This window comes from Streptomyces sp. NPDC043746 (assembly GCF_056436485.1).
Map to the genome: position 1 here is coordinate 14783 of NZ_JBWKCM010000021.1, position 24145 is coordinate 38927.

The following is a 24145-nucleotide window of genomic DNA, read 5'->3' on the forward strand; positions in this document are numbered from 1 at the left end:
ACAAGCCCAGGCTCCGGCACGCGTACAAGCCCAGGCTCCGGCACGCGTACGGGCTCGGGGGGGGGGGGGGGGCCCCCCCCCCCCCCCCCCGCCCCCCCCCCCCCCCCCCCCTCCCCCCCCCCCCCCCCCCCCCCCCCCTCCCGGTCCTTACTGCGGGTCGGGGCCGGTGGCGACCGGGCGGGCGGGGTCGGCGGACCATTCGGACCAGGATCCGGGATAGAGCGCGGCGGGGATGCCGGCGATCTCCAGGGCCAGCACCTGGTGGGCGCCGGAGACTCCCGAGCCGCAGTAGACGCCGACGGGCTCGCCGTTCCTCCCCGCCCCGAGCGCGGTGAACCGCTCGATGAGCCGTTCGGCCGGGAGGTAGCGGCCGTCCTCGGTGACGTTCTGGGTGGTCGGGGCGGAGACGGCTCCGGGGATGTGGCCGCCGACGCGGTCGATGGGCTCGACGTCGCCCCGGTAGCGCTCGGACGCCCGGGCGTCCAAGAGCAGTCCCGTACGGGCGAGGGCGGCGGCCCCGTCCGCGTCCAGAGTGGGCAGGGCCCCGGGCTTCGGCCGGAAGTCACCCTCGGCCGGGTGCGGGATCTCGGTGGTGAGGTCACCGGTCCACGCGGCGAGCCCGCCGTCCAGGACCCGTACGTCCGGGTGGCCCGTCCAGCGCAGCAGCCACCAGGCGCGGGCGGCGGCCCAGCCCTGTCCGCCGTCGTGGACCACGACCGGGGTGTCCTGGCCGACCCCGGCCCGGCGCATCACGGCGCCGAAGGCCTCCGGGTCCGGGAGGGGGTGACGGCCCCCGCTGCCCGCCGGTCCGGCCAGCTCCGCGTCGAGGTCGACGAAGACGGCGCCGGGGAGATGGCCCGCCTCGTATGCGGGGCGGCCGTGCGGACCACCCAACTGCCAGCGGACGTCCAGGAGGACCGGGGGCCGCGGTCCCGTCGACTCGCTCGCGTATTCGGTTGCGGTGATGATGGGCTTCATGGGTGCCATCCTCGCGCAGAGGCCGTGGCACCCGTAGCGGCATCGGTACGGATTCACCGCGGCACCACGGTCCCCCTCCACCGGAGCCACCGATTCCGACGGCTCCACCGGCTCCACCGAGAAGTCGGCGAGAACCGGCGTACCCGGCGCGGCCGGGGCCGCACCCGCGCCGGGTGGTGCGAGCATCTGCACGCGGTGTGCGGACCGCGTCCCGACCCGGGACGGCCGCACCGCCGCGTTCCCCTGTACGGCCACCACAACGGTCCGAGGAGAGACAAGACGATGACCGAGGCTGCCGCCCGGCGTACGCCCGGAACACCTTGCTGGGTGAGTCTGATCGTGCACGGCCTGACCGCGACCCAGGAGTTCTACGGGGCCCTGTTCGGCTGGGAGTTCCGGCCGGGGCCCCAGCAGCTGGGCCCCTACGTCCGGGGTTTCCTCGACGGGAAGGAGGTCGCGGGCATCGGCCAGCTGCCGCCCGACCGGCACCTCCCGATCGCCTGGACCACCTATCTCGCGACCAACGACGCGGACCTGACGGCCGAGACGATCCGCTCCTGCGGCGGTACGGTCGCGGTCGGCCCGATCGACGCGGGCGAGGCGGGGCGGCTCGCCATCGCCTCGGACCCGGGCGGGGCGGTCTTCGGCGTCTGGCAGGGCGAGGACCACATCGGGACCATGACGGCGGGCGTCCCCGGCACCCCTGTCTGGAACGAGCTGGTGACCCGGGAGACCTCGATGGTCGCGAAGTTCTACCAGACGGTCTTCGGCTACGAGACCGAGGCGGTGGTCTCCGCCGACTTCGACTACCAGACCCTGCATCTGGAGGGCCGTCCGGTGGCCGCCCTGCACGGGGTCGGCCAGGCGCTGCCGCGTGACCGGGGCCCGCACTGGATGACGTATTTCGAGGTCGCGGACGTGGACGAGGCCACCGCCCGGGTGGTGGAGCTGGGCGGGCACGTCCTCCAGCCGCCGCGCGAGGGGGCGAGCGGCCGGCTGGCGACCGTGGCCGATCCGGAGGGCGCGGCCTTCACCGTCGTCCGGTCGCCCGGGGAGTGAGGCCCCTCAAGGGCCCCTCAGCTGTCGGCGGCGACCGGCAGCACGTCCGGGGAGAGGGCACCGGCTCGGGCTGTCTCGGCGGTCATCCGGCGGCGGTGGTGGCGTCGGCACAGCACCTCGTAACCGACCTCGTCCGCCTGCCGGTTGACGTCCCCGACGACGACCTGAGCGCCCTCGACGACCATCTCGCCGCCCACCGTACGGGCGTTGTGCGTGGCCCGGGCCCCGCACCAGCAGAGCGCCTCCACCTGGAGTGCCTCGATCCGGTCGGCCAGCTCCATCAGCCGCTGGGAGCCGGGGAAGAGCTTGGTGCGGAAATCCGTGGTGATGCCGAAGGCGAAGACGTCGAGTCCCAGGTCGTCGACGACACGTGCCAACTGGTCGATCTGGGCCGGGGCGAGGAACTGCGCCTCGTCCACGATCACGTAGTCCACCTTGCCGCCGCGGCTGACCCGGTCGACGATGTGCGCGTAGACGTCCATGCCCTCCTCGGCCTCCACCGCGTCGGTGACCAGGCCGAGCCGGGAGGAGAGCTTGCCCTGGCCCGCCCGGTCGTCACGGGTGAAGATGACGCCCTGGAGGCCGCGCGCGGAGCGGTTGTGACCGATCTGCAGGGCCAGCGTGCTCTTTCCGCAGTCCATGGTTCCGGAGAAGAACACCAGCTCGGGCATGAGGGGTCGAGCACCTTTCAGAACAAGCAGAGGGGGGAGAAGCGCGGCTACGAGCGTACTTCGAGCAGCGGGACGAGCTGTTCGACGGGGGTCAGGGAGCCGTGCATGCCGACCATGGCCGACTCGTGCGGCTCGTTGACCGAGGCGGTGATGACGACGTCGTCGTGGGCGGCGGCGACCACATCGCCGATCCGGCCGTACACCCGCTCGTCGATGACGGGCCCGAACCAGCCGGCCGCGATGGCCTCGTCCCGGCTCGCCACCCAGAACTGCTCGCCCAGGACCTCGCGCCAGACGGCCAGGACGTCCCCCTGGGCGCCGGGCACCGCGTAGACATGGCGGGCGCGGCCCTCGCCGCCCAGGAGGGCGACCCCCGCGCGCAGCTCCCAGTCCTCGTCGAAGTCGATCCGGGACTGCTCGTCGAAGGGGATGTCGATCATGCCGTGGTCGGCGGTGATGTAGAGCGCCGAGCGCGGCGGGAGCTGTTCCGCGAGGCGCTGGGCGAGCCCGTCGACGTACATCAACTGGCCGCGCCAGGCGTCGGAGTCGACGCCGAAGCGGTGGCCCTTGCCGTCGACCTCGCTGTAGTACGCGTAGACGAGCGAGCGGTCTCCGGCGGCGAGGCGCTGGGCGGCGGTGTCCATCCGGTCCTCGCCGGAGAGCCGGCCGAGGAAGGAGCCGCCGCTGAGCGCGACCTTGGTGAGCGGGGTGTGCTCGAAGTCCGGGGAGGAGACCTGCGCGGTGCGCACGCCGGCCGCGTCGGCCAGCTGGAAGACCGTGGGATACGGCTGCCAGACCTTGGGCTCGGTCCACGGCCGCCAGCGCAGCTGGTTCATCAGCTCGCCGGTCCCGGGGTCGCGCACGGTGTAGCCGGGCAGGCCGTGGGCGCCGGGCGGGAGTCCCGTACCGACCGAGGCGAGCGAGGTGGCGGTGGTGGAGGGGAAGCCCGCGGTGATGGGGCGGCCGGTCCCGCCGCGCGAGGTGGGGAGCAGGGAGTGCAGGAAGGGGGCCTCGTCGGGATGGGCCTTGATCTGCTCCCAGCCGAGGCCGTCGATCAGGAAGACGCAGTTGCGGTCGGCGGGCGTCAGCTCGGGGATGGTGGCGGTGAGCCCTTCCACTCCCTGGCCGGCGGCGAGCGTCGGCAGCAGGTCGGCCAGCGAGCCGCTGCCGTACGCCGGGACGGGTGCGGTGTCGAGGGCGAGCGGGACGGGGTCCTGCCAGGCGGGCTGCGCCATCACCGGCCGGTCGCGGCGGTCGCGGCCGTGGCCTCGGAGAGGGCCTGGGCGAAGGCGAGGGTCTGGCGGACCGCGTCGGGGCCGTCACCGGCCTCGCTGACGCGCAGGCTCAGGTCGTCGGCGGTGGAGCTGCCCGTGTAGCCGTGGTCGGCCTCGCAGTTGGTGTCGCCGCAGGCGGCGGGCTCCAGGTCGATCCGGGAGACCGCGCCCCAGCCGATGGTGAGGACGACCTCGCGGGGCAGGGTTCCCGGGACGTACTTCTCCGGGTTGGCCACCACCCGGCTGACCACCACGGAGGAGATCCGCTCCAGCTTCACCGACTCGGTGGAGGTGGTGGCGTACGGCGTCGGGGAGCTGGTGTCGGCGGCCTGCTCGTCGGTGTGGCTGACGATGAACCGGTTCTCCGTGAGGACGAGGACGGTGGCATGGCGGCGGACCTCGTTGGAGTCGAACGTGGTCTCCTGGTGGACCAGGTACGAGGCGACCGGCTCCCCGCCGACGGCGGCCTCGACCGCCTCGGCCACGAGGGCCGGGTAGTAGCCGCTGCGCTCGATCGCCGCGCGCAGCCCCTGGGTCGTCGTACCGGTCTTTGCCATGTGCACCATCCTACGGGGGGCCGGTGACTGCCGGGGACGCCCTGGGGGCTCGCGGACGGGGCGGATCAGTAGTTCGGTAGGCGGCGGGGGCCGAGGTCGCCGCGCGGGGGCGGTGGGGCCAGGCGGACACTCGCGCCGAGAACGGTGATGCCCTGGGGGGCCACGACCACCGGTTCCAGCGCCACGGAGACCACTTCGGGGTGGTCGTCGACCAGCCGGGAGAGCCTCAGCAGCAGCTCCTCCAGGGCCCGGGTGTCCACGGGGGCCGAGCCGCGCCAGCCGAAGAGGACCGGGGCGGCCTTGATCGAGCGGATCAGCTCGGCGGCGTCCCGGTCGGTGGCGGGGACCAGCCGGTGCGCGGTGTCGCCCAGCAGTTCGGAGGGGGCGCCCGCGAGACCGAAGGAGAGGATGGCCCCGGCGGCGGCGTCGATGGAGGCCCGGACGACGGTGTCCACACCCCGTGGGGCCATGGCCTGGACGACCGGGAGGAGTTCGGCGGGCTTGCCGAGGAGGTCGGTCAGCTCCCCGTACGCGCGGCGCAGCGCCTCCTCGTCCGCGAGGTCGAGCCGCACGCCCCCGAGGTCGGCGCGGTGGCGCAGATGGGGTGCGGTGGTCTTCAGCGCCACCGGGTAGCCGAGCCGGGCCGCGGCGGCGACGGCGGCCTCGGGGTCGGGGGCGGGGAGCGTGGGGCGTACGGGGATGCCGTACCGGCCGAGCAGTTCGCGGACCTCGTCGTGGGTGAGGGGCCGTCCGCGCGGATCGGGGGCGGGGCCGAGCAGGGTGCCGATCAGGACGGCGGTGCCGGGCTCGTCGATGGTGTCGTCGAGGAACTCGGGCACCTTGCCCGGGGTGGCCGCCTGGCGCCGCCACTGCGCGTACTTCACGGCTTCGGCCATCGCCCGGACGGCCCGCTCGGCGGCGGGGTAGGCGGGGATGCGGCCGGGGGTGGTGGTCGGCGGGGTGGTGGTGGCTGCCGGGGGCTGTGCGGTCCCTGAGGCGTTCGGGGCCGGTGGGGTGGCCGTGGTTGCCGGCGCGGTCGCCCCCCGTGGGGTGGCAGGGCGGCTCGCGAGCGTCGTGGGGCGGGTGCGCGGGGCGGCCGTGCTGCTCGCGGCGGCCAGCGCCTCCGCGAGGCCGCCGATCTCCACGTGGACCACGGCGACGGGCTTGGCCGGTCCCCCGGCGGCGGCTCCGCGCAGGGCGGCGGCCAGCACCTCGCCGTCGCCGGTCTCGGCGTTGCCGTTCTCGCCCACCCACGGGATGGCGGTGACGATCACCGCGTCACAGGTCCCGTCCGCGAGCGCCTCGGCCAGCGCGTCCCGGAAGTCCTGCGGGGAGGCGGCCGTGGTGAGGTCGATCGGGGGGCGCGGGCGAAGCCCCTCGGCGAGGCAGGCGTCGTACGTGAGGAGGCCCAGGGACTCGGAGTTGCCGAGGATCGCGATCCGGGGGCCGGCCGGGAGGGGCTGGTCGGCCAGGAGCAGTCCGGCGTCCACCATCTCGGTCACCGTGTCGACCCGGATGACGCCCGCCTGGCGCATCAGGGCGGAGACGGTGGTGTCGGGGATGCGGCTGACGGGGACGGCGTGGCCGGGTGGGTTGGTGCCGCTGTGCCGGGCGCCCTTGACCACGACGACGGGCTTCACGGCGGCGGTGCGGCGGGCGAGGCGGGTGAACTTGCGGGGGTTGCCGAGCGATTCGAGGTAGAGGAGGGCGACGTCGGTGTCCGGGTCCTCGAAGGAGTACTGGAGGAAGTCGTTGCCGGAGACGTCGGCCCGGTTGCCCGCGGAGATGAACGAGGAGAGGCCCGCGCCCCGGCGGTGGAGGCCGGAGAGCAGGGCGATGCCGATGGCGCCGGACTGGGTGAAGAGGCCGATCCGGCCGCGGGCGGGCGACTCGGGGGCGAGGGAGGCGTTCAGCCGGACGGACTCGGCGGTGTTGATGATGCCGAAGGCGTTGGGGCCGATGATGCGCATGCCGTACGAACGGGCCAGGCGGACCAGTTCGCGCTGGAGTTCCCGGCCGGCCGAGCCCCGCTCGGCGTACCCGGCGGAGAGGACGACGAGGCCTTGGACACCGTGCTCACCGCAGTCGGCGACGGCTTCGGGGACCCGGTGGGCGGGGACGGCGATGACGGCCAGGTCGACCCGCTCGTCGATCTCGCCGAGGGAGCGGTGGGCGGGGACGCCGTCGAGGGCGGTCAGGCCCTGGTCGAAGGCCCGGTTCACCGCGTACGTACGGCCGGTGAACCCGGAGGCGAGGAGGTTGCGCAGGACGGTGCGCCCCACTCCCCCCGGGGTGCGGCCGGTGCCGATCACCGCGACGGAGCCGGGGGCGAGGAGGCGCTGCACCGAGCGGGCCTCGGCGCGCTGTTCCCGTCCGCGCTGCACGGCGAGGGACTTCTCGGTGGGTTCCAGGTCGAGGGTGAGGTGGACGGCGCCGTCCTCGAAGCTGCGCTGCTGGGTGTAGCCGGCGTCCCGGAACACCTTGATCATCTTGTTGTTGGCGGGGAGCACCTCGGCGGCGAAGCGCCGGATGCCCCGCTCGCGGGCGACGGCGGCGATGTGTTCGAGCAGCGCGGAGGCGACCCCGCGGCCCTGGTGGGCGTCCTGGACGAGGAAGGCGACCTCGGCCTCGTCGGCGGGGGCGGAGGCGGGGCGGCCCAGCTCGTTGATGCGGTCGTAGCGGACGGTTCCGATGAACTCGCCGCCGATGGTGACGGCGAGCCCCACCCGGTCGACGTAGTCGTGATGGGTGAAGCGGTGCACGTCCCGGTCGGAAAGGCGGGGGTAGGGGGCGAAGAAGCGGTAGTACTTCGACTCGTCGGAGACCTGCTCGTAGAAGCTGACCAGCCGCTCGGCGTCATCGGTGGTGATCGGCCTGATGCGCGCGGTGCCGCCGTCGCGGAGCACCACGTCCGCTTCCCAGTGGTCGGGGTACGCGTGATGCGGACTCTGCTCCGGCGTGGGCTCCATGGGCAAAGCCTACGGCCGGTGTCCCGGTCGCGGAGGGTTCGGTACCGGGGCAGTCTGGGGACGATCCGGGAGACCGGCCGAGGGAGAGGCCGGGCGGAGCAGTACGCACCGCATGAGAGACTGGTCTAGACAACCGTTGATATGTGAAGGGCAGAACCATGGCTGAGCGCCGCGTAAACGTCGGTTGGGCCGAGGGCCTGCACGCCCGCCCCGCTTCCATCTTCGTCCGTGCCGCCACGGCTTCCGGCGTCCCCGTGACGATCGCCAAGGCCGACGGCAACCCGGTCAACGCCGCCTCCATGCTCGCGGTGCTCGGTCTGGGTGCCCAGGGTGGCGAGGAGATCGTGCTCGCCTCGGACGCGGACGACGCCGAGGCCGCCCTGGACCGTCTGGCGAAGCTGGTCGCCGAGGGTCTTGAGGAGCTGCCCGAAACCGTCTGACGGTACGAAGGGCTGAGCCGTGGACCCCCTGGGGGAACCACGGCTCTTTCTCTTTTTCTGCCGCGCCCCCGACTGACCCGACTATTCGAGGGCAGCGCAGAAAAGGACCCCTTCGGCAATTACTTCTCTTTGTATACGGCGCCCCTGTTAATAGCGGGCACTCGCAGTGTTTACGCCGTGTTGCGAAGAACTCACCCGCGACGGCGGTGCCAGGCGCCGGGCGGGCCGGTCCGGACGGCGGCGCAACCGGTGGGCCGCAGCGGACCGTTCCGCGTGCTGGGCGGTCAGCGCCCTCGCCCGCTCCGCGTCGCCGCGCGCCACCGCGTCCACGATGGCCCCGTGCTCGGCCCAGGAGTCCACGGGGCGGGCCGGCTGCTCGACGGCGTACATCCAGGCGGTCTTGTGTCTGAGCTGGGTGAGCAGGGCAATCAGGCCGGGGCTGCCGGAGGCCTGGGCGAGGGTCTCGTGGAACCAGCCGTCCAGCGACCGCAGGTCCTCCCCCTCGCCCCGGCGGGCCCGCTCCTGACCCAGCCTGACCAGCCCGCGGAGCACCTTGAGGTGGGCTTCCGTACGGCGCTGCGCGGCCCGGGCCGCACCGAGCGGCTCCAGCAGCGTCCGGATCTCCAGCAGGTCGGCGGCCTCCTGCTCGGTGGGCTCGGCGACACAGGCCCCGGCGTGCCGGCGGGTGGTGACGAAGCCCTCGGACTCCAGTGTGCGCAGGGCCTCGCGCACCGGGACGCGGGAGACCCCGTACCGCCGCGCCAGCAGCTCCTCGGTGAGGCGGCTGCCGCGCTCGTAGACACCGGAGACGATGTCATCACGGATTGCCGTGCATACCGATTGCGCGGGAATGCGCATGTCCGAACCTCCGCCATAATCCCCGCGAAACGCGGCCGGGCCGACACCTGTTCCGTGACTCTATGGCAATCCGCCGCAATTTCCGATGGCGGGTCGCAATCGAGGGATATCTTCTGGCGGATTCCGGAAGGCGCGGGACCGGATCGGACCGCGGGAAGGGTCAGACGTTGACGCCGTGCGAGCGCAGGTAGGCGACCGGGTCCATGTCCGAGCCGTACTCCGGGGTGGTCCGGGCCTCGAAGTGGAGGTGCGGGCCGGTGGAGTTGCCGGTGGAGCCGGAGAGGCCGATCCGCTGGCCGGAGGTGACGCGCTGGCCGACGGAGACGGCGATCGAGGAGAGGTGGCCGTACTGGGTGTACGTGCCGTCCGTCATGCGGAGCACCACGTTGTTGCCGTACGCCCCGCCCCAGCCGGCCTCGACGACCGTACCGGCGCCGACCGCGACGACGGAGCTGCCGGAGGCGGCACGGAAGTCCACGCCGGAGTGGCTGCCGGAGGACCACAGGGCGCCGCCCGACTTGTAGCCGGTGGTGACGTACGAACCGGCGACGGGCAGGCGGAAGGCGTTGAGGCGGGCGCGCTCGGCGGCGCGGGCGGCCCGGGCCTCCTCCTCGCGGATCTCCTTCGCGCGGGCCTCGGCCTTGCGCTCCGCCTCCGCCTTCGCCCTGGCCTTCGCGGCCTTGGCCTTGGCTTCGGCGGCGGCCTTCGCCTTCGCCTTGGCGGCGTCGGCCGCCTGCTGGTGCTGGGCGCGGGCCTGGGCGTCGATCTGCTCGGCGAGCGTGGCGTCGAGCGTGATGGCCTGGGTGAGTCCGGTCTCGACGGTCCGGGCGGCCTCGGAGTCCGCGGCGGTGGCCGGGGAGGCCAGGGCGCCGAGGACGCCGGTGGTGGCCAGGGCCGCGACGCCGGCGGCACGGGCGCTGCGGCGCGTCAGGCGGCTCGGGGCACGGTGCTTCCCGGTGGCACGGGTGAACGCCATGGAGGGGCGGGATCCTTTCCTTCCTTCTCGCCTACCGGGTTAGCTGACGGGTTCGGAGCAGGAAGGTCTCCTACGGACTCCCGGACCGGTTCGCGGCACGGGCATCCGATTCACCCCAGGGACTGCGTGTGGGTCCCCGGCTCCCCAGGCTCACGCCTGACGGGGACTCGGCGATGGCTGCCCGGCGCCGCGGATGCGGCATACAGGTGGCGGACAGCCGGGCCGACGCTAGGCGGGGCGGCTGCGCATCACCAAACGGACGGGGGGATTTGTCGCGCATCCCACAGGGCAAATCACCATGCACCATCAGAAAAGTGACGACAAGGACTTAAGGGGAAAAACGGGAACCCCGGCGGACCGCTGCCCGCCGGGGCCCTCCCTCTCCTGCCGCGCGCTGTCCTGCCGCGCGGGTGCGGTGTCAGCCGCTGACGACGGTCACCTCTCCGATGCCGAGCGCCTTCACCGGCTCCGCGATCTGTGCCGCGTCCCCCACCAGGACCGTGACCAGCCGGTCCACCGGGAAGGCGTTGACCACGGCCGCGGTGGCCTCCACGGTGCCCGTCTCCGCGAGGCGGGCGTACAGCTGGGCCTGGTAGTCGTCGGGGAGGTGCTGCTCGACCTGGTCGGCCAGGGTGCTCGCGACGGAGGCGGCGGTCTCGAACTTGAGCGGGGCGACGCCCACCAGGTTCTGCACGGCCGTCTCGCGCTCGGCGTCGGTCAGCCCTTCGGCGGCCAGCGTGCGCAGGACCTTCCAGAGGTCCTCCAGTGCCGGGCCGGTGGACTCGGTGTCCACCGAACCGCTGATGGCCAGCATCGCCGCACCGCCCGCGTCGGCTCCCGCGGAGCGCAGGACCTGGGCGAAGGCGCGTACGCCGTAGGTGTAGCCCTTCTCCTCGCGCAGTACCCGGTCCAGCCGGGAGGTGAGGGTGCCTCCCAGGCAGTAGGTGCCGAGCACCTGGGCGGGCCAGACGCTCTCGTGGCGGTCCGGGCCGATGCGGCCGATCAGCAGCTGGGTCTGGACCGCGCCGGGGCGGTCCACGATGACCACCCGGCCGGTGTCGTCGGCGGTGATCGGGGCGACCGGGCGGGCCTGGCCCGCGTCGCCGGCCCAGTCGCCGAGGGTGTCGGCGAGCAGGGCGTCCAGGTCGATGCCGGTCAGGTCACCGACGATCACGGCCGTCGCGGTGGCCGGGCGGACGTGGGCGTCGAAGAAGGCGCGCACGGCGGCGGCGTCGATCCGCCGCACGGTCTCCTCGGTGCCCAGCCGCGGGCGGGACATCCGGGCGGTGGCCGGGAACAGCTCCTTGGCGAGCTGCTTGGCGGCGCGCCGGGACGGGTTGGCCTGCTCGTGCGGGATCTCGTCGAGCCGGTTGCCCACGAGCCGCTCGATCTCGCTCTCGGCGAAGGCCGGGGCGCGCAGGGCCTCGGCGACCAGGCCGAGCGCCTTGGCCAGCCGGGAGGCCGGGACCTCCAGGGAGACCCGGACACCGGGGTGGTCGGCGTGGGCGTCCAGGGTGGCGCCGCACCGCTCCAGCTCGGCGGCGAACTCCTCGGCGCTGTGCTTGTCGGTGCCCTCGGAGAGCGCGCGCGACATGATCGTGGCCACGCCGTCCAGGCCCTCGGGCTCGGCGTCCAGCGGCGCGTCCAGGAAGATCTCCACGGCCACGACCTGCTGGCCGGGGCGGTGGCAGCGCAGCACGGTCAGGCCGTTGGGCAGGGCGCCGCGCTCGGGGGCGGGGAAGGCCCACGGCCGGGCGGTGCCCGGGGTCGGCTGCGGGTGGTACTCCATGGCTACTCCAGTCACGGCGGCGTCGCTCACTTGTCCGTCCCCTCGGGCGCGTCGGTGGCCCCGTCCCCGTCCTCGGCCGGCTCGACGGGCTCGTAGACGAGCACCGCCCGGTTGTCGGGGCGCAGGGCCGCCTCGGCCGCCTGGCGCACCTCCTCGGCGGTGACGTCCAGGACCCGGCCCACGGCGGTCAGCGCGAGCTGCGGATCACCGAACAGGACCGCGTAACGGCAGAGTTCGTCGGCGCGGCCCGCGACCGTCCCCAGCCGGTCCAGCCACTCGCGCTCCAACTGGGCCTGGGCGCGCTCCATCTCCTCCGGGGTGGGCCCCTCGGCGGCGAACCGGGCCAGCTCCTCGTCGACCGCGGCTTCGATCGTCTCCACCTCGACTCCGCCGGAGGTCTTCACGTCCAGCCAGCCCAGCGAGGGCGCCCCGGCGAGCCGCAGCAGCCCGAAGCCGGCGGCCACCGCCGTACGGTCGCGGCGGACCAGGCGGTTGTGGAGCCGGGAGGACTCGCCGCCGCCGAGCACGGTCAGTGCCAGGTCGGCGGCGTCGCAGGCGCGGGTGCCGTCGTGCGGGAGGCGGTAGGCGGCCATCAGGGCGCGCGCCGGGACCTCCTCGTGGACCACTTCGCGCAGCTGCTCGCCGATGGTCTCGGGCAGGGTGCCGTCGCGCGGCGGCTGCTTGCCGTCGTGGGAGGGGATGGAGCCGAAGTACTTCTCGATCCAGGCGAGAGTCTGCTCGGGGTCGATGTCACCGACCACCGAGAGCACCGCGTTGTTGGGCGCGTAGTACGTACGGAAGAACGCGCGGGCGTCCTCCAGCGTGGCCGCGTCCAGGTCGGCCATGGAGCCGATCGGGGTGTGGTGGTACGGGTGGCCCTCGGGGTAGGCGAGGGCGGTCAGCTTCTCGAACGCGGTCCCGTAGGGCACGTTGTCGTAGCGCTGGCGGCGTTCGTTCTTGACGACGTCGCGCTGGTTCTCCATGGACTCCTCGTCCAGGGCGGCGAGGAGGGAGCCCATACGGTCGGCCTCCAGCCAGAGGGCCAGCTCGACCTGGTGGGTGGGCATGGTCTCGAAGTAGTTGGTCCGCTCGAAGCTGGTCGTCCCGTTGAGCGAGCCACCCGCCCCCTGGACCAGCTCGAAGTGGCCGTTCCCCTTGACCTGGCCCGAGCCCTGGAACATCAGGTGCTCGAAGAGGTGAGCCAGGCCGGTGCGTCCCTTGACCTCGTGGCGCGAACCGACGTCGTACCAGAGGCAGACCGCGGCGACCGGGGTCAGATGGTCCTCGGAGAGCACCACACGCAGGCCGTTGGCCAGGCGGTGCTCGGTCGCTGTCAAGCCGCCGGAGCCGGCCTGTGCGGTGGCCGTGTGACCCATGGGCATGTACGTCCCTTCGATCGCGATACTGGACTTCCTGACCGGTACTCCCTGCCAGACCTGCCACTCTAAGCAAGCGCACCGGCACCTGGCGAAGTTCCCGTTCCGCGGAAGTTTCCGTCCATGGTGTCCCGGGCCGCGCCGCCCGGGACGGCTTCGGACGGGTCGAGGTCCGCGTTGTCAGTGCGGAGGTCCACAATGGTCCGCATCAGTACCCCAGGTTGACCGATCAGAATCCGTGAATCCGAGAAGGAGTCGCAGCCGCGATGGCCCGCCGTAGCACGAAGACCCCGCCGCCGGACGACTTCGAGGAGAAGATCCTCGACATCGACGTCGTCGACGAAATGCAGGGCTCCTTCCTCGAGTACGCGTACTCGGTGATCTACTCCAGGGCCCTGCCCGACGCCCGCGACGGCATGAAGCCGGTGCACCGGCGCATCGTGTCCCAGATGAACGAGATGGGGCTGCGCCCCGACCGCGGCTACGTGAAGTGCGCGCGCGTCGTCGGCGAGGTCATGGGCAAGCTGCACCCCCACGGCGACGCGTCGATCTACGACGCCCTGGTACGGATGGCGCAGCCCTTCTCGATGCGGCTGCCCCTGGTCGACGGCCACGGCAACTTCGGCTCGCTGGGCAACGACGACCCGCCGGCCGCGATGCGGTACACCGAGTGCCGGATGGCCGACGCCACCTCGCTGATGACGGAGGCGATCGACGAGGACACGGTCGACTTCCAGTCGAACTACGACGGCCAGGAGCGCGAGCCGGTCGTCCTCCCCGCCGCCTACCCCAACCTCCTGGTCAACGGCGTCTCGGGCATCGCGGTCGGCATGGCCACGAACATGCCCCCGCACAACCTGGGCGAGGTCATCGCGGCCGCCCGCCATCTGATCAAGCACCCGGGCGCCGACATCGAGACGCTGATGCGTTTCGTCCCCGGCCCCGACCTGCCCACCGGAGGCCGGATCGTCGGCCTGGGCGGCATCAAGGACGCGTACACGAACGGCCGCGGCACGTTCAAGATCCGTGCCACCGTCGCCGTGGAGAACGTGACGCCCCGCCGCAAGGGCCTCGTCGTCACCGAACTGCCCTTCACCGTCGGCCCGGAGAAGGTGATCGGCAAGATCAAGGACCTGGTCTCGGCGAAGAAGCTCCAGGGCATCGCGGACGTCAAGGACCTCACCGACCGGGCGCACGGCCTGCGTCTGGTCATCGAGGTGAAGAACGGCTTCGTGCCGGAAGCGGTGCTGGAGCAGCTCTACAAGCTGACTCCGATGGAGGAGTCCTTCGGCATCAACAACGTGGCGCTGGTCGACGGCCAGCCGCTCACTCTGGGCCTCAAGGAACTGCTGGAGGTCTATCTCGACCACCGCTTCGAGGTCGTGCGCCGACGCAGCGAGTTCCGCCGCGGCAAGCGCCGCGACCGGCTGCACCTGGTGGAGGGGCTGCTCGTCGCCCTCCTCGACATCGACGAGGTCATCCGGATCATCCGGGACAGCGACAACTCGGCGCAGGCCAAGGAGCGCCTGATGGAGCGCTTCTCGCTGAGCGAGGTCCAGACGCAGTACATCCTGGACACCCCCCTGCGCCGGCTCACCCGCTTCGACCGGATCGAGCTGGAGGACGAGCGCACCAAGCTCAACAGCGAGATCGACGCGCTGACGGCGATCCTGGAGTCGGACGCGGAGCTGCGCAAGCTGGTCTCCTCGGAGCTGGCCGCGGTGGCGAAGAAGTTCGGCACGGACCGGCGCACCGTGCTGCTGGAGTCGGCGGGTTCGCAGATCGCCTCCGTACCGCTGGAGGTCGCGGACGACCCGTGCCGGGTGCTGCTGTCGTCGACGGGGCTGCTGGCCCGTACGGCCAACGCGGAGCCGGTGGAGGTGGCCGAGGACGCCCGGCGGACCAAGCACGACGTGATCGTCTCGGCGGTCGCGGCGACGGCGCGCGGCGATGTGGGGGCGGTGACCTCCACCGGACGGCTGCTGCGGCTTGCGGTGATCGACCTGCCGCAGCTGCCGGACACCCACACCGAGCCCAACCTCTCGGGCGGGGCGATGATTTCGGAGTTCCTCACCCTGGAGGCGGACGAGGAGCTGGTCTGCCTCACCACGCTCGACGAGGCCTCTCCGGGGCTGGCGATCGGCACGCTCCAGGGCGTGGTGAAGCGGGTCGTGCCGGACTATCCGGCCAACAAGGACGAGCTGGAGGTCATCGCGCTCAGGGACGGTGACCGCGTCGTGGGCGCGACGGAGCTGCGTACGGGCGAGGAGGACCTGGTCTTCATCACCTCCGACGCCCAGCTGCTGCGCTATCCGGCGGCCTCGGTGCGTCCGCAGGGGCGGGCCGCCGGAGGCATGGCGGGCGTCAAGCTGGCGGCGGGGGCCGAGGTGCTGTCCTTCACGGCGGTGGACCCGGCGGCCGACGCGGTCGTGTTCACGGTGGCCGGTTCGCACGGGACGCTGGACGACTCGGTGCTGACGTCGAAGCTCACCCCGTTCGACCAGTATCCGCGCAAGGGCCGGGCGACCGGCGGGGTGCGCTGCCAGCGGTTCCTGAAGGGGGAGGACGTCCTGGTCTTCGCCTGGGCCGGTGCCACCCCCGCCCGCGCCGCGCAGAAGAACGGCACCCCGGCGAAGCTGCCGGAGCCGGACCCGCGCCGCGACGGTTCCGGCACGCCGCTGCTCCAGCCGGTGGCCGTGATCGCGGGGCCGCCGCAGTAGGCGCCGCCCGTTTCCGTACTCGGGGAAGCGGCCCGGGGCACCACGTCTCCGGGCCGCTTCAGGGGATTTCCCGGGGTGTCTCACGGCTCCGGGCCGCTCCCGCCGTACGGGTCGGGGGCGTCAGGCCTCCGCGGGTGCGTCCTCGGGATCCGGCTCCCGTTGTACGTAGCGGAGCACGCCCCACATGGCGCGTTCGACATCCGGGGCCTCGGGACCCGGCTCCGCGCGGCAGGCGGCCAGCCCCTCGCGCAGCGCCTCGGCGTCGATCCCGGCGCCGATCAGGACGAGCTGGGTGAGCCGCGCTTCGCCCCGCGCCCACGGCTGCGGCACGAACCGCAGGAACCGGCCGACCGCGTGGAGCGCGTACCTGTTCTCACGGTCGCCCGCGCCGAAGTCCGCGAACCCCTTGATCCGGTAGAGCCCTTCGGGCCGGGAGTCCAGGAACGCGATGAAGCGGCGCGGGTCCAGGGGGACGTCCGACGTGAAGTCGACGCTCTCGTAGGCCGCGTGGAGGTGGCCGTCGTGGTCCCCGTGCCCGCCGCACCGCTCCTCGCCCGCCTCCTCCCGCAGCAGGTCCTCGAAGGTCAGCTGACGGATCTTCTCCTCGCCGTCCTGCCGCAGCGCGGGGTCGAAGAGCAGCTCGGGGTCGATCCGGCCGTGCACGGCGGAGATCACGGCGGCGGACCGGCTCAGCTCCGCGACCGTCGCCCGCAGCCGCTCCCGCTCGGCCTCCCCCACCCGGTCGGTCTTGTTCAGCACCACCAGATCCGCCACGGCGAGATGGCGGTCGATCTCCGGGTGGCGCTCCCGGAGACCGTCGAACTCGGCGGAGTCGACGACCTCGACCAGTCCCCCGTACCGGATGTGCGGGTTCTCGCTGGCCAGCAGCATCCGTACCAGCTCCTGGGGTTCGGCCAGGCCGCTCGCCTCGATGACGATCACGTCCAGCCGGGCCGAGGGGCGGGTCAGGTTCTCCAGGAAGGTGTCGAGTTCGCTCGCGTCGACCGCACAGCACAGGCAGCCGTTGCCGAGGGAGACCGTCGAGCCGACCTGCCCCGCGACGGTCATGGCGTCGATCTCGATGGACCCGAAGTCGTTGACGATCACGCCGATCCGGGTGCCCGCGCGGTTGTGGAGGAGGTGGTTCAGGAGCGTGGTCTTGCCGGAGCCGAGGAAGCCCGCCAGGACGACGACCGGGATCTGCTGGGTGCGGGGCGGGGTCAACGGGGGCCTTCCTCGGGTGGATCGGGGTGGGCGGTCAGGGAGCGGGGACCGGCTGCGGCGCGGGGGTGCCGCTGTAGCGGGCCGCCGGGCGGATGATCTTCGAGTCCTCCGCCTGCTCCAGGATATTGGCGCTCCAGCCGATCACTCGCGCGGCGGCGAAGGTGGGCGTGAACATCGCGCGCGGCAGCCCGCACAGCTCCATGACGACCCCGGCGTAGAACTCCACGTTCGTGTGCAGCTCCCGCCCCGGCTTGAGTTCGGCGAGGATGGCCTCCACCCGGCGCTCGACCTCCACGGCGAAGTCGACGAGGGGCCCGCCGAAGTCCTGGGCGATCGACTTGAGCATCCGGGAGCGGGGGTCCTCGGTGCGGTAGACGGGGTGGCCGAAGCCCATGATGCGGCGGCCGGAGAGGACCTGCTCGCGGATCCAGCCGTCGATGCGGTCCGGGGTGCCGATGGCGTCCAGGGTGTCCAGCGCGCGGCTCGGTGCCCCGCCGTGCAGCGGCCCGGAGAGCGCGCCGACGGCGGCGACCAGGCAGGCGGCCAGGTCGGCGCCGGTGGAGGCGACGACGCGGGCGGTGAACGTGGAGGCGTTGAAGCCGTGGTCGACCGTGGAGATCAGATACCGCTCGATCGCGCGCACCCGGTCGGGCTCCGGCTCACTGCCGGTGAGCATGTACAGGTAGTTGGCCGCGTACGGCAGATCCGCGCGGGGCTCGACCGGTTCGAGGCCCCGGCCCAGGCGCTGGAGCGCGGTGAGGATCGTGGGGACGGCGGCGCAGGCGGCGAGCGCGTCCGTACGGCGGCGGTCGGCGTCCAGGTCGTAGACCGGGCGGAATCCGGCGGAGGCGCCGAGCAGTGACAGGGCCGTACGCAGTCCGGCGAGCGGGCCGGAGACGGCGCCCGCGCGGGCGATGGCGGGCAGCGCCTCGCGAACGTCGGCGGGGAGCACGCGCAGCGGCGCCGTACGCGCCGCGAAGTCGGCGGCCGCCGCCCGGTCGGGCAGCTCCCCGTGGAACATCAGGTACCAGACGTCCTCGAAGCCGCGGGTCCGCGCCAGCTCGATCGCCGAGTACTGGCGGTAGTGGTAGAAGCCCTCGCGCCCGCGGACATCGCCGAGGGCGGTGTCGGTGACGACGACGCCGGCGAGGCCGCGGGGGACGGCGGGGATGGCAGGGATGGTGGTCATGGCCGGTCTCTCCTCCGTGCATGCAACATTGATTCAACTGTTCATGCTTGACGATAGATCCGTCAATATTGATTGAATCAATGTTTGGACGGAGTAGATACGGTGATCCCCATGACGGATCAATCAGAGCCCGGCCCGGCGCCTCAGGACGCGCACCGGCTGACCACCCGCGAGGCGGCCGAACTGCTGGGGGTGAAACCGGAGACGGTGTACGCGTACGTCAGCCGGGGCCTGCTCAGCAGCGTGCGGGCGCCCGGCGGCCGGGGCAGCACGTTCGACGCCGAGGAGGTGCGGGCCCTGGCCCGCCGCTCGGGGCGGCGCGATCCGTCACCGGCCGGGGGCGACCTCGTGTTCCGTACGGGCATCACCCTCATCGAGGAGGACCGGTACTACTTCCGTGGGGTCGACGCGACGGAGCTGGCCCGGCACCACAGCTACGAGGAGGTCGCGGAGTGGCTGTGGACGGGTGAACTGCGGCCGGGCACGCGCTTCGCGGCTCCCGCCCGGACTCTGGCGGCGGCCCGCCGGGCGGTGGCGGCGCTGCCCGCGCACAGCGGCTCGACGGACCGGCTGCGGGCGGCGATGACGGCCGCAGCCGCCATGGACCCGCTGCGGTTCGACCTCTCGCCGGAGGCGGTGCTGAGCAGTGCGCGCGCCCTGATCCCGACGCTGGTGGGGGCATTGCCGGTGCTGGGCGCTCCGGTGGCCGGGGAAGGGCCGGGCGGAGAGACCGGCGGGGATTCCCTGGCCCGGCAGCTGTGGCCCCGGCTGACCGCGCGGCCCGCCGACGCCCCGGCCCTCGCCGTCCTGGACGCGGCCCTGACCCTCCTGATCGACCATGACCTGGCGGCCTCCACTCTGGCCGCCCGGGTCGCCGCCTCGGCCCATGCCCATCCGTACGCCGTGGTCTCCGCCGGTCTGGGGGTCCTGGAGGGCCCGCTGCACGGTGCCGCGAGCGGGCTGGCCCACCGCATGCTCCAGGAGGCCGTGGACCGGGGCAGCGCGGTCCCCGTGGTCGCCGACCACCTGCGGACCGGGCGCCGGGTGCCGGGCCTGGGCCACCGGCTCTACCGGGCCGAGGACCCGCGGGCCGTGACGCTGTTCGCCCTGCTGGAGGACGTGGAGCAGGCGACCGGGGCGCTGGCGGCGGCCCGGGAGGTGGTCGCCACGACGGCCCGCCACGCACCGCTGCCCGCCAACATCGACCTGGCGCTCGCCGTCCTCTCCGTGGCCTGCGGGATGGCCGCGGAGGCGGGCGAGACGGTGTTCGCGGTCTCCCGTACGGCGGGGTGGATCGCGCACGCGCTGGAGGAGTACGGGGAGCGCCCGCTGCGGATCCGCCCCAGCGGGCAGTACACGGGCCCCAGGCCGCCGCAGCCCGTCCCGTAGGACCGTGGAGTCCGGACCCCGGGGGCAGGTCCGGCTGAGACCGCGGTACGGCGGGACGGGCCGCCCGGAGCACCGGTACACGTGGGCGGCGGGTCGAGGAGCCCAGGGCCCGGGAATCACACCGCCCCCCGTCGCCGTAGCCCGTGTTTCCGCGCCCCCGCACCCGTACGTACGCTCCTACGCCGCCCCCGCCCCCGTCAGCGCCCGGACCTCCGTCTCGGCGTGCCTGGCCTCGTCCGGCTTCTCGCGTGAGGTGACCGTGCCGAGCCACCCCGCCAGGAAGCCGAGCGGGATCGAGACGAGTCCCGGGTTCTCCAGCGGGAAGAGCTGGAAGTCGACGCCCGGGAAGAGCGACGCGGGGCTGCCCGACACGACGGGTGAGACCGCGACCAGGACGACCGCCGGGACAAGCCCCCCGTACACCGCCCAGACCGCGCCCCGGGTGGTGAAGTTCCGCCAGAACAGGGTGTAGAGCAGGGCCGGAAGGTTGGCGGATGCGGCCACGGCGAAGGCGAGGCCGACCAGGAAGGCCACGTTCAGGTTCTGCGCGAGCAGGCCGAGCGCGATGGCGACCGCCCCGATGCCGGCGGCGGCGACCCGGGCGACGGCCACTTCGCCGTACGGCTTGCGCCCGGGGCGGCGGAGCGAGGCGTAGAGGTCGTGGGCGACGGAGGCCGAGGAGGCGAGCGTGATGCCCGCGACGACGGCGAGGATGGTGGCGAAGGCGATGGCGGCGACGACGGCGAAGAGAACCGTTCCGCCGGTGGACCCCTCACCGCCGCCGAGCACCAGGGCGAGCAGCGGTACGGCGGTGTTCCCCGCCGCGTTGGAGGCGCGGACGTCGGCGGAGCCCACCAGGGCTGCGGCGCCGAAGCCGAGCACGATCGTCATCAGGTAGAAGCTGCCGATGAGGCCGATGGACCAGACGACGGACCGGCGCGCGGCGCGGGCGGTGGGCACGGTGTAGAAGCGGGCCAGGATGTGCGGCAGCCCCGCCGTGCCGAGGACGAGGGCGACGCCCAGGCTGATGAAGTCGAACCGGGAGATCCAGTCGCCGCCGTAGCGCAGACCGGGAGCGAGGAAGTCCTTGCCGTGGCCGCTGCGCTCGGCGGCGGTGTTGAGCAGGTGGTTGACGTCCCCGCGGAAGTGCAGCAGGACGAGCACGGTGAGGGCGACGGCCCCGCCCATCAGCAGCACGGCCTTGACGATCTGGATCCAGGTGGTGGCGCGCATCCCTCCGAAGGAGACGTAGACGACCATCAGCGCGCCGACGCCGACCACGGTCCACGACCGGGCCGCGCCGCTCGTCCCTCCGAGCAGCAAGGCCACCAGGGAGCCCGCGCCGACCATCTGGGCGACGAGGTAGAGCACGGAGACGGTGACGGAGGAGGTGCCGAGCGCGGTACGGACCGGGCGCTCGGCCATCCGGGCGGCGACCACGTCGGCGAGGGTGAACCGGCCGCAGTTGCGGACGAGTTCGGCCACGAGCAGCAGGACGACGAGCCAGGCGACCAGGAAGCCCACCGAGTAGAGCATGCCGTCGTAGCCGAAGAGGGCGATCAGTCCGGAGATGCCGAGGAACGAGGCGGCGGACATGTAGTCGCCGGCGATGGCGAATCCGTTCTCCATGGGGGAGAACAGGCGCCCTCCGGCGTAGAACTCCTCGGCGGAGCCCTGCCGGTTGCGGCTGACCCAGGTGGTGATGAAGAGGGTCACCGCGATGAACGCGCAGAACAGCAGCAGGGCGAGTGTCTGGTGGTCGCCTCTCACCGGCCGGACCCTCCCCTCGGCTGTTCTGCCAGCCCCCGCGTCAGCTCCTGGGTGTCCCACCGCAGATCGAGCGCGGCCCGGTCCCTGCGCAGCCGTGCGTGGCGGGCGTAGGCCCAGGTGAGGAGGAAGGTGGTGAGGAACTGGCCGAGCCCCGCCACCATCGCCACATTGACCGCTCCGGCGACCGGGCGGGCCATCAGCGCGGGCGCCGTGGTGGCCGCGACGACGTACGCGAGGTACCAGAGGAGGAAGGCGAGGGCGGCGGGCGCCACGAAGCGGCGGTAGCGGCGGCGCACCTCGCGGAAGGCCTCGCTCCGGTGCACCTCCAGATAGATTTCGGCCACGCCGGACGCGGGTCGCGGGTCACCGGACCCGGGTGCGCCGCCCTCCGGCGCGACCTGCCGGCCGTCCGCCTCGTCCCAGCCCGCGGCCGACGCCTCGTACCACGGGTCGTCGAACCGCACTCCCGCGGCCGTCGGCCCTGCTTCCTTCTCCACCGAGCAACTCCCTTGTCCACAGACCTTTTCGGCCGCGTGGCCCACCATGGGCGGTGACGGAAGCCCGCGGGCGGGCCATTCGCCCGAATTCACCTCTTCAGGTGACAGAAGTCCCGAACGGCAGCGCTACGGGCCGGGAAACGGGAGCGGCCCCCGCCCTCCCGGTGGTGCGGGAGGACGGGGGCCGGTGGGCCGAGCGGATCAGGCGTCGATGCGCGAACGGTCCAGGGTCGCCGCGGAGCTGGTGATGAACTCCTTGCGGGGCGCGACCTCGTTGCCCATCAGGAGGTCGAAGACCTGCTCGGCGGAGTCCAGGTCCCCGATGTTGATCCGGCGCAGGGTGCGGTGGCGCGGGTCCATCGTGGTCTCCGCCAGCTGGTCGGCGTCCATCTCACCGAGGCCCTTGTAGCGCTGGATGGTCTCCTTGACGCGGACGTTCTTGCGCTGGAACTCCAGCAGCGTCTGGCGCAGCTCGCTGTCCGAGTACGTGTACACGTACTTGTCCTGGCCCTTCTTGGGCTGGACCAGCTCGATCCGGTGCAGCGGGGGCACCGCCGCGAAGACCCGTCCGGCCTCGACCATCGGGCGCATGTAGCGCTGGAAGAGGGTGAGCAGCAGCGTGCGGATGTGGGAACCGTCCACATCCGCGTCGGTCATCATGATGACCTTGCCGTAGCGGGCGGCGTCGATGTCGAAGGTCCGCCCGGAACCGGCCCCTATGACCTGGATGATGGCGCCGCACTCGGCGTTCTTCAGCATGTCCGAGACGGACGACTTCTGGACGTTGAGGATCTTGCCGCGGATCGGCAGGAGTGCCTGGAACTCGCTGTTCCGGGCCAGCTTGGCGGTGCCGAGCGCCGAGTCCCCCTCGACGATGAACAGCTCGCTGCGCTCGACGTCGTCGCTGCGGCAGTCGGCGAGCTTGGCCGGGAGCGAGGAGGACTCCAGCGCGGTCTTGCGGCGCTGGGCGTCCTTGTGCTGGCGGGCCGCGATCCGCGTACGGGCGGCGGCGACGGCCTTCTCCAGGACGGCGCGGGCCTGGGCCTTGGCGTCCCGCTTGGTGGAGGTCAGGAACGCCTTCAGTTCCCTGGCGACCACGGCGGCGACGATCCGGTTGGCCGCCGAGGTGCCGAGCACCTCCTTGGTCTGCCCCTCGAACTGCGGCTCCGCCAGCCGTACGGTGACGACGGCGGTGAGCCCTTCGAGGGCGTCGTCCTTGACCACGTCGTCCTCGGCGACCCGGAGCAGCTTCGCGGAGCGGAGCGCTTCGTTCACCGTCTTGGTGAGCGAGCGCTCGAAGCCGGTGACGTGGGTGCCGCCCTTGGGGGTGGCGATGATGTTGACGAAGGACCTGATGGTGGTGTCGTAGCCGGTGCCCCAGCGCAGCGCGATGTCGACGCCCAGCTCGCGGGTGACCTCGGTCGCGGTCATGTGGCCGCGGTCGTCGAGGACGGGGACGGTCTCCTTGAAGGTGCCGGTGCCGGTCAGCCGCTGGACGTCGCAGACGGCCTTGTCCTGCGCCAGGTACTCGCAGAACTCGCTGATGCCCCCGTCGAAGCGGAACGTCTCCTCCGTCTTGCCCTCGCCGTCGATCCCCCGCTCGTCGCGGACGATGATCGTCAGGCCGGGGACGAGGAATGCGGTCTGGCGGGCCCGCTGGTGGAGCGTCTCCAGGTTGAGCTTGGCGTCCTTGAGGAAGATCTGCCGGTCCGCCCAGTACCGCACCCGGGTACCGGTGCGGGTCTTGGGGACCCGCTTGCCCTTGCGGAGGCCGTTGGCCGGGTCGAAGGGGCTGTCCGGGCCCTGCTCGGTGAACATGCCGGGCACGCCGCGGCGGAAGCTGATGGAGTGGGTCGCGCTGCTGCGGTCGACCTCGACGTCCAGCCGGGCGGAGAGGGCGTTGACCACGGAGGCGCCGACGCCGTGAAGGCCGCCGGAGGCCGCGTAGGAGCCGCCGCCGAACTTGCCGCCGGCATGCAGCTTGGTCATGACGACCTCGACGCCGGAGAGACCGGTCTTGGGCTCCACATCCACGGGGATGCCGCGGCCGTTGTCCCGGACCTCCACGGAGGCGTCGTCGTGGAGGATTACCTCGATCAGGTCACAGTGGCCGCCGAGGGCCTCGTCGACGGAGTTGTCGATGATCTCCCAGAGGCAGTGCATGAGACCACGGCTGTCGGTGGACCCGATGTACATCCCGGGGCGCTTGCGGACCGCCTCGAGCCCTTCGAGGACGAGGAGGTGCCGCGCGGTGTAGTTGGAACTGTCCCGGTCACCGCCTGCTGCGGCCAGCATCGCGGTGGACGGCACGGACGTTTCGGCGGTCACGCGGTTCGCTCCTCGCTGAATTTCATCTGGGCCCCATGTGGGTATCACGGTCGGCTTCGGTTGCCGCTGAGAGCCTACAGA

General features: G+C 72.6%; 18 protein-coding genes and 1 riboswitch. Of the genes, 4 read left to right on the forward strand and 14 right to left on the reverse strand.

The genetic code is table 11. From position 1 onward, the window contains the following. Positions 1–147: 147 nt before the first annotated feature. Positions 148–978, reverse strand: coding sequence for a sulfurtransferase (locus AC0682_RS21830; protein ID WP_254811489.1), 831 nt, complete (start codon positions 976–978; stop codon positions 148–150). A gap of 282 nt (positions 979–1260) precedes the next feature. Between AC0682_RS21830 and AC0682_RS21835 the strand changes: the two genes are divergently transcribed. Further along, positions 1261–2037: a VOC family protein gene (locus AC0682_RS21835; RefSeq protein WP_478534739.1), complete on the forward strand. Its 777-nt coding sequence runs from the start codon at positions 1261–1263 to the stop codon at positions 2035–2037. 17 nt (positions 2038–2054) lie between these two features. Here AC0682_RS21835 and AC0682_RS21840 read toward each other — a convergent pair whose 3' ends face one another. From AC0682_RS21840 to AC0682_RS21855, 4 genes are all read right to left on the reverse strand, one after another. Continuing rightward, complete coding sequence (locus AC0682_RS21840; protein WP_478534740.1) at positions 2055–2708, reverse strand: thymidine kinase; 654 nt, start codon at positions 2706–2708, stop codon at positions 2055–2057. Between the two features lie 47 nt (positions 2709–2755). Then, positions 2756–3943 (reverse strand): alkaline phosphatase family protein, encoded by a 1188-nt coding sequence (locus AC0682_RS21845; RefSeq protein ID WP_478534741.1) that lies wholly within the window; start codon positions 3941–3943, stop codon positions 2756–2758. After that, positions 3943–4539 (reverse strand): DUF5998 family protein, encoded by a 597-nt coding sequence (locus AC0682_RS21850; RefSeq protein ID WP_254811491.1) that lies wholly within the window; start codon positions 4537–4539, stop codon positions 3943–3945. The genes AC0682_RS21845 and AC0682_RS21850 overlap by 1 nt, the downstream gene beginning before the upstream one ends. 65 nt (positions 4540–4604) lie before the next feature. Next, on the reverse strand, positions 4605–7508 hold the full coding sequence (locus AC0682_RS21855) for a bifunctional acetate--CoA ligase family protein/GNAT family N-acetyltransferase (protein WP_254811492.1): 2904 nt from the start codon (positions 7506–7508) through the stop codon (positions 4605–4607). A gap of 158 nt (positions 7509–7666) precedes the next feature. Between AC0682_RS21855 and AC0682_RS21860 the strand changes: the two genes are divergently transcribed. Further along, positions 7667–7948: an HPr family phosphocarrier protein gene (locus AC0682_RS21860; RefSeq protein ID WP_007449776.1), complete on the forward strand. Its 282-nt coding sequence runs from the start codon at positions 7667–7669 to the stop codon at positions 7946–7948. Between the two features lie 147 nt (positions 7949–8095). Here AC0682_RS21860 and AC0682_RS21865 read toward each other — a convergent pair whose 3' ends face one another. The 4 genes from AC0682_RS21865 to AC0682_RS21880 form a co-directional block, all read right to left on the reverse strand. After that, entirely contained in the window at positions 8096–8806 is a 711-nt protein-coding gene (locus AC0682_RS21865; RefSeq protein WP_478534742.1) for a GntR family transcriptional regulator, read from the reverse strand. Between the two features lie 160 nt (positions 8807–8966). After that, positions 8967–9782, reverse strand: coding sequence for a M23 family metallopeptidase (locus tag AC0682_RS21870; RefSeq protein ID WP_478534743.1), 816 nt, complete (start codon positions 9780–9782; stop codon positions 8967–8969). 14 nt (positions 9783–9796) lie between these two features. Beyond that, positions 9797–9965: riboswitch (cyclic di-AMP (ydaO/yuaA leader) on the reverse strand. Positions 9966–10200: 235 nt separating this feature from the next. Beyond that, a complete protein-coding gene (locus tag AC0682_RS21875) occupies positions 10201–11571 on the reverse strand; it encodes a M16 family metallopeptidase (RefSeq protein ID WP_254811494.1) in 1371 nt (456 codons plus the stop codon). A gap of 26 nt (positions 11572–11597) precedes the next feature. Further along, complete coding sequence (locus AC0682_RS21880; RefSeq protein WP_254811495.1) at positions 11598–12953, reverse strand: M16 family metallopeptidase; 1356 nt, start codon at positions 12951–12953, stop codon at positions 11598–11600. Positions 12954–13213: 260 nt separating this feature from the next. Here AC0682_RS21880 and AC0682_RS21885 point away from each other — a divergent pair, with 260 nt between their 5' ends. Next, a complete protein-coding gene (locus tag AC0682_RS21885; protein WP_254811496.1) occupies positions 13214–15667 on the forward strand; it encodes a DNA gyrase/topoisomerase IV subunit A in 2454 nt (817 codons plus the stop codon). Between the two features lie 120 nt (positions 15668–15787). On the opposite strand, the gene AC0682_RS21890 is transcribed toward AC0682_RS21885, so the two are convergent. Continuing rightward, positions 15788–16891 (reverse strand): CobW family GTP-binding protein, encoded by a 1104-nt coding sequence (locus AC0682_RS21890; RefSeq protein ID WP_254811497.1) that lies wholly within the window; start codon positions 16889–16891, stop codon positions 15788–15790. Positions 16892–16925: 34 nt separating this feature from the next. Continuing rightward, on the reverse strand, positions 16926–18080 hold the full coding sequence (locus AC0682_RS21895; RefSeq protein ID WP_478534744.1) for a citrate synthase: 1155 nt from the start codon (positions 18078–18080) through the stop codon (positions 16926–16928). A gap of 111 nt (positions 18081–18191) precedes the next feature. Here AC0682_RS21895 and AC0682_RS21900 point away from each other — a divergent pair, with 111 nt between their 5' ends. Further along, positions 18192–19469, forward strand: coding sequence for a citrate/2-methylcitrate synthase (locus AC0682_RS21900; RefSeq protein ID WP_478534745.1), 1278 nt, complete (start codon positions 18192–18194; stop codon positions 19467–19469). Between the two features lie 177 nt (positions 19470–19646). Here the strand turns inward: AC0682_RS21900 and AC0682_RS21905 are convergent, their stop codons facing one another. From AC0682_RS21905 to AC0682_RS21915, 3 genes are all read right to left on the reverse strand, one after another. Beyond that, positions 19647–21239 (reverse strand): solute symporter family protein, encoded by a 1593-nt coding sequence (locus AC0682_RS21905; RefSeq protein ID WP_478534746.1) that lies wholly within the window; start codon positions 21237–21239, stop codon positions 19647–19649. Next, positions 21236–21703 (reverse strand): DUF485 domain-containing protein, encoded by a 468-nt coding sequence (locus AC0682_RS21910; protein ID WP_254813177.1) that lies wholly within the window; start codon positions 21701–21703, stop codon positions 21236–21238. Before AC0682_RS21910 ends, AC0682_RS21905 begins: the two co-directional genes overlap by 4 nt. Positions 21704–21937: 234 nt before the next feature. Further along, the gene (locus AC0682_RS21915) at positions 21938–24064 is read right to left on the reverse strand and encodes a DNA gyrase/topoisomerase IV subunit B (protein ID WP_254811499.1); all 2127 of its coding nucleotides are present in this window, start codon (positions 24062–24064) and stop codon (positions 21938–21940) included. Positions 24065–24145 lie beyond the last annotated feature (81 nt).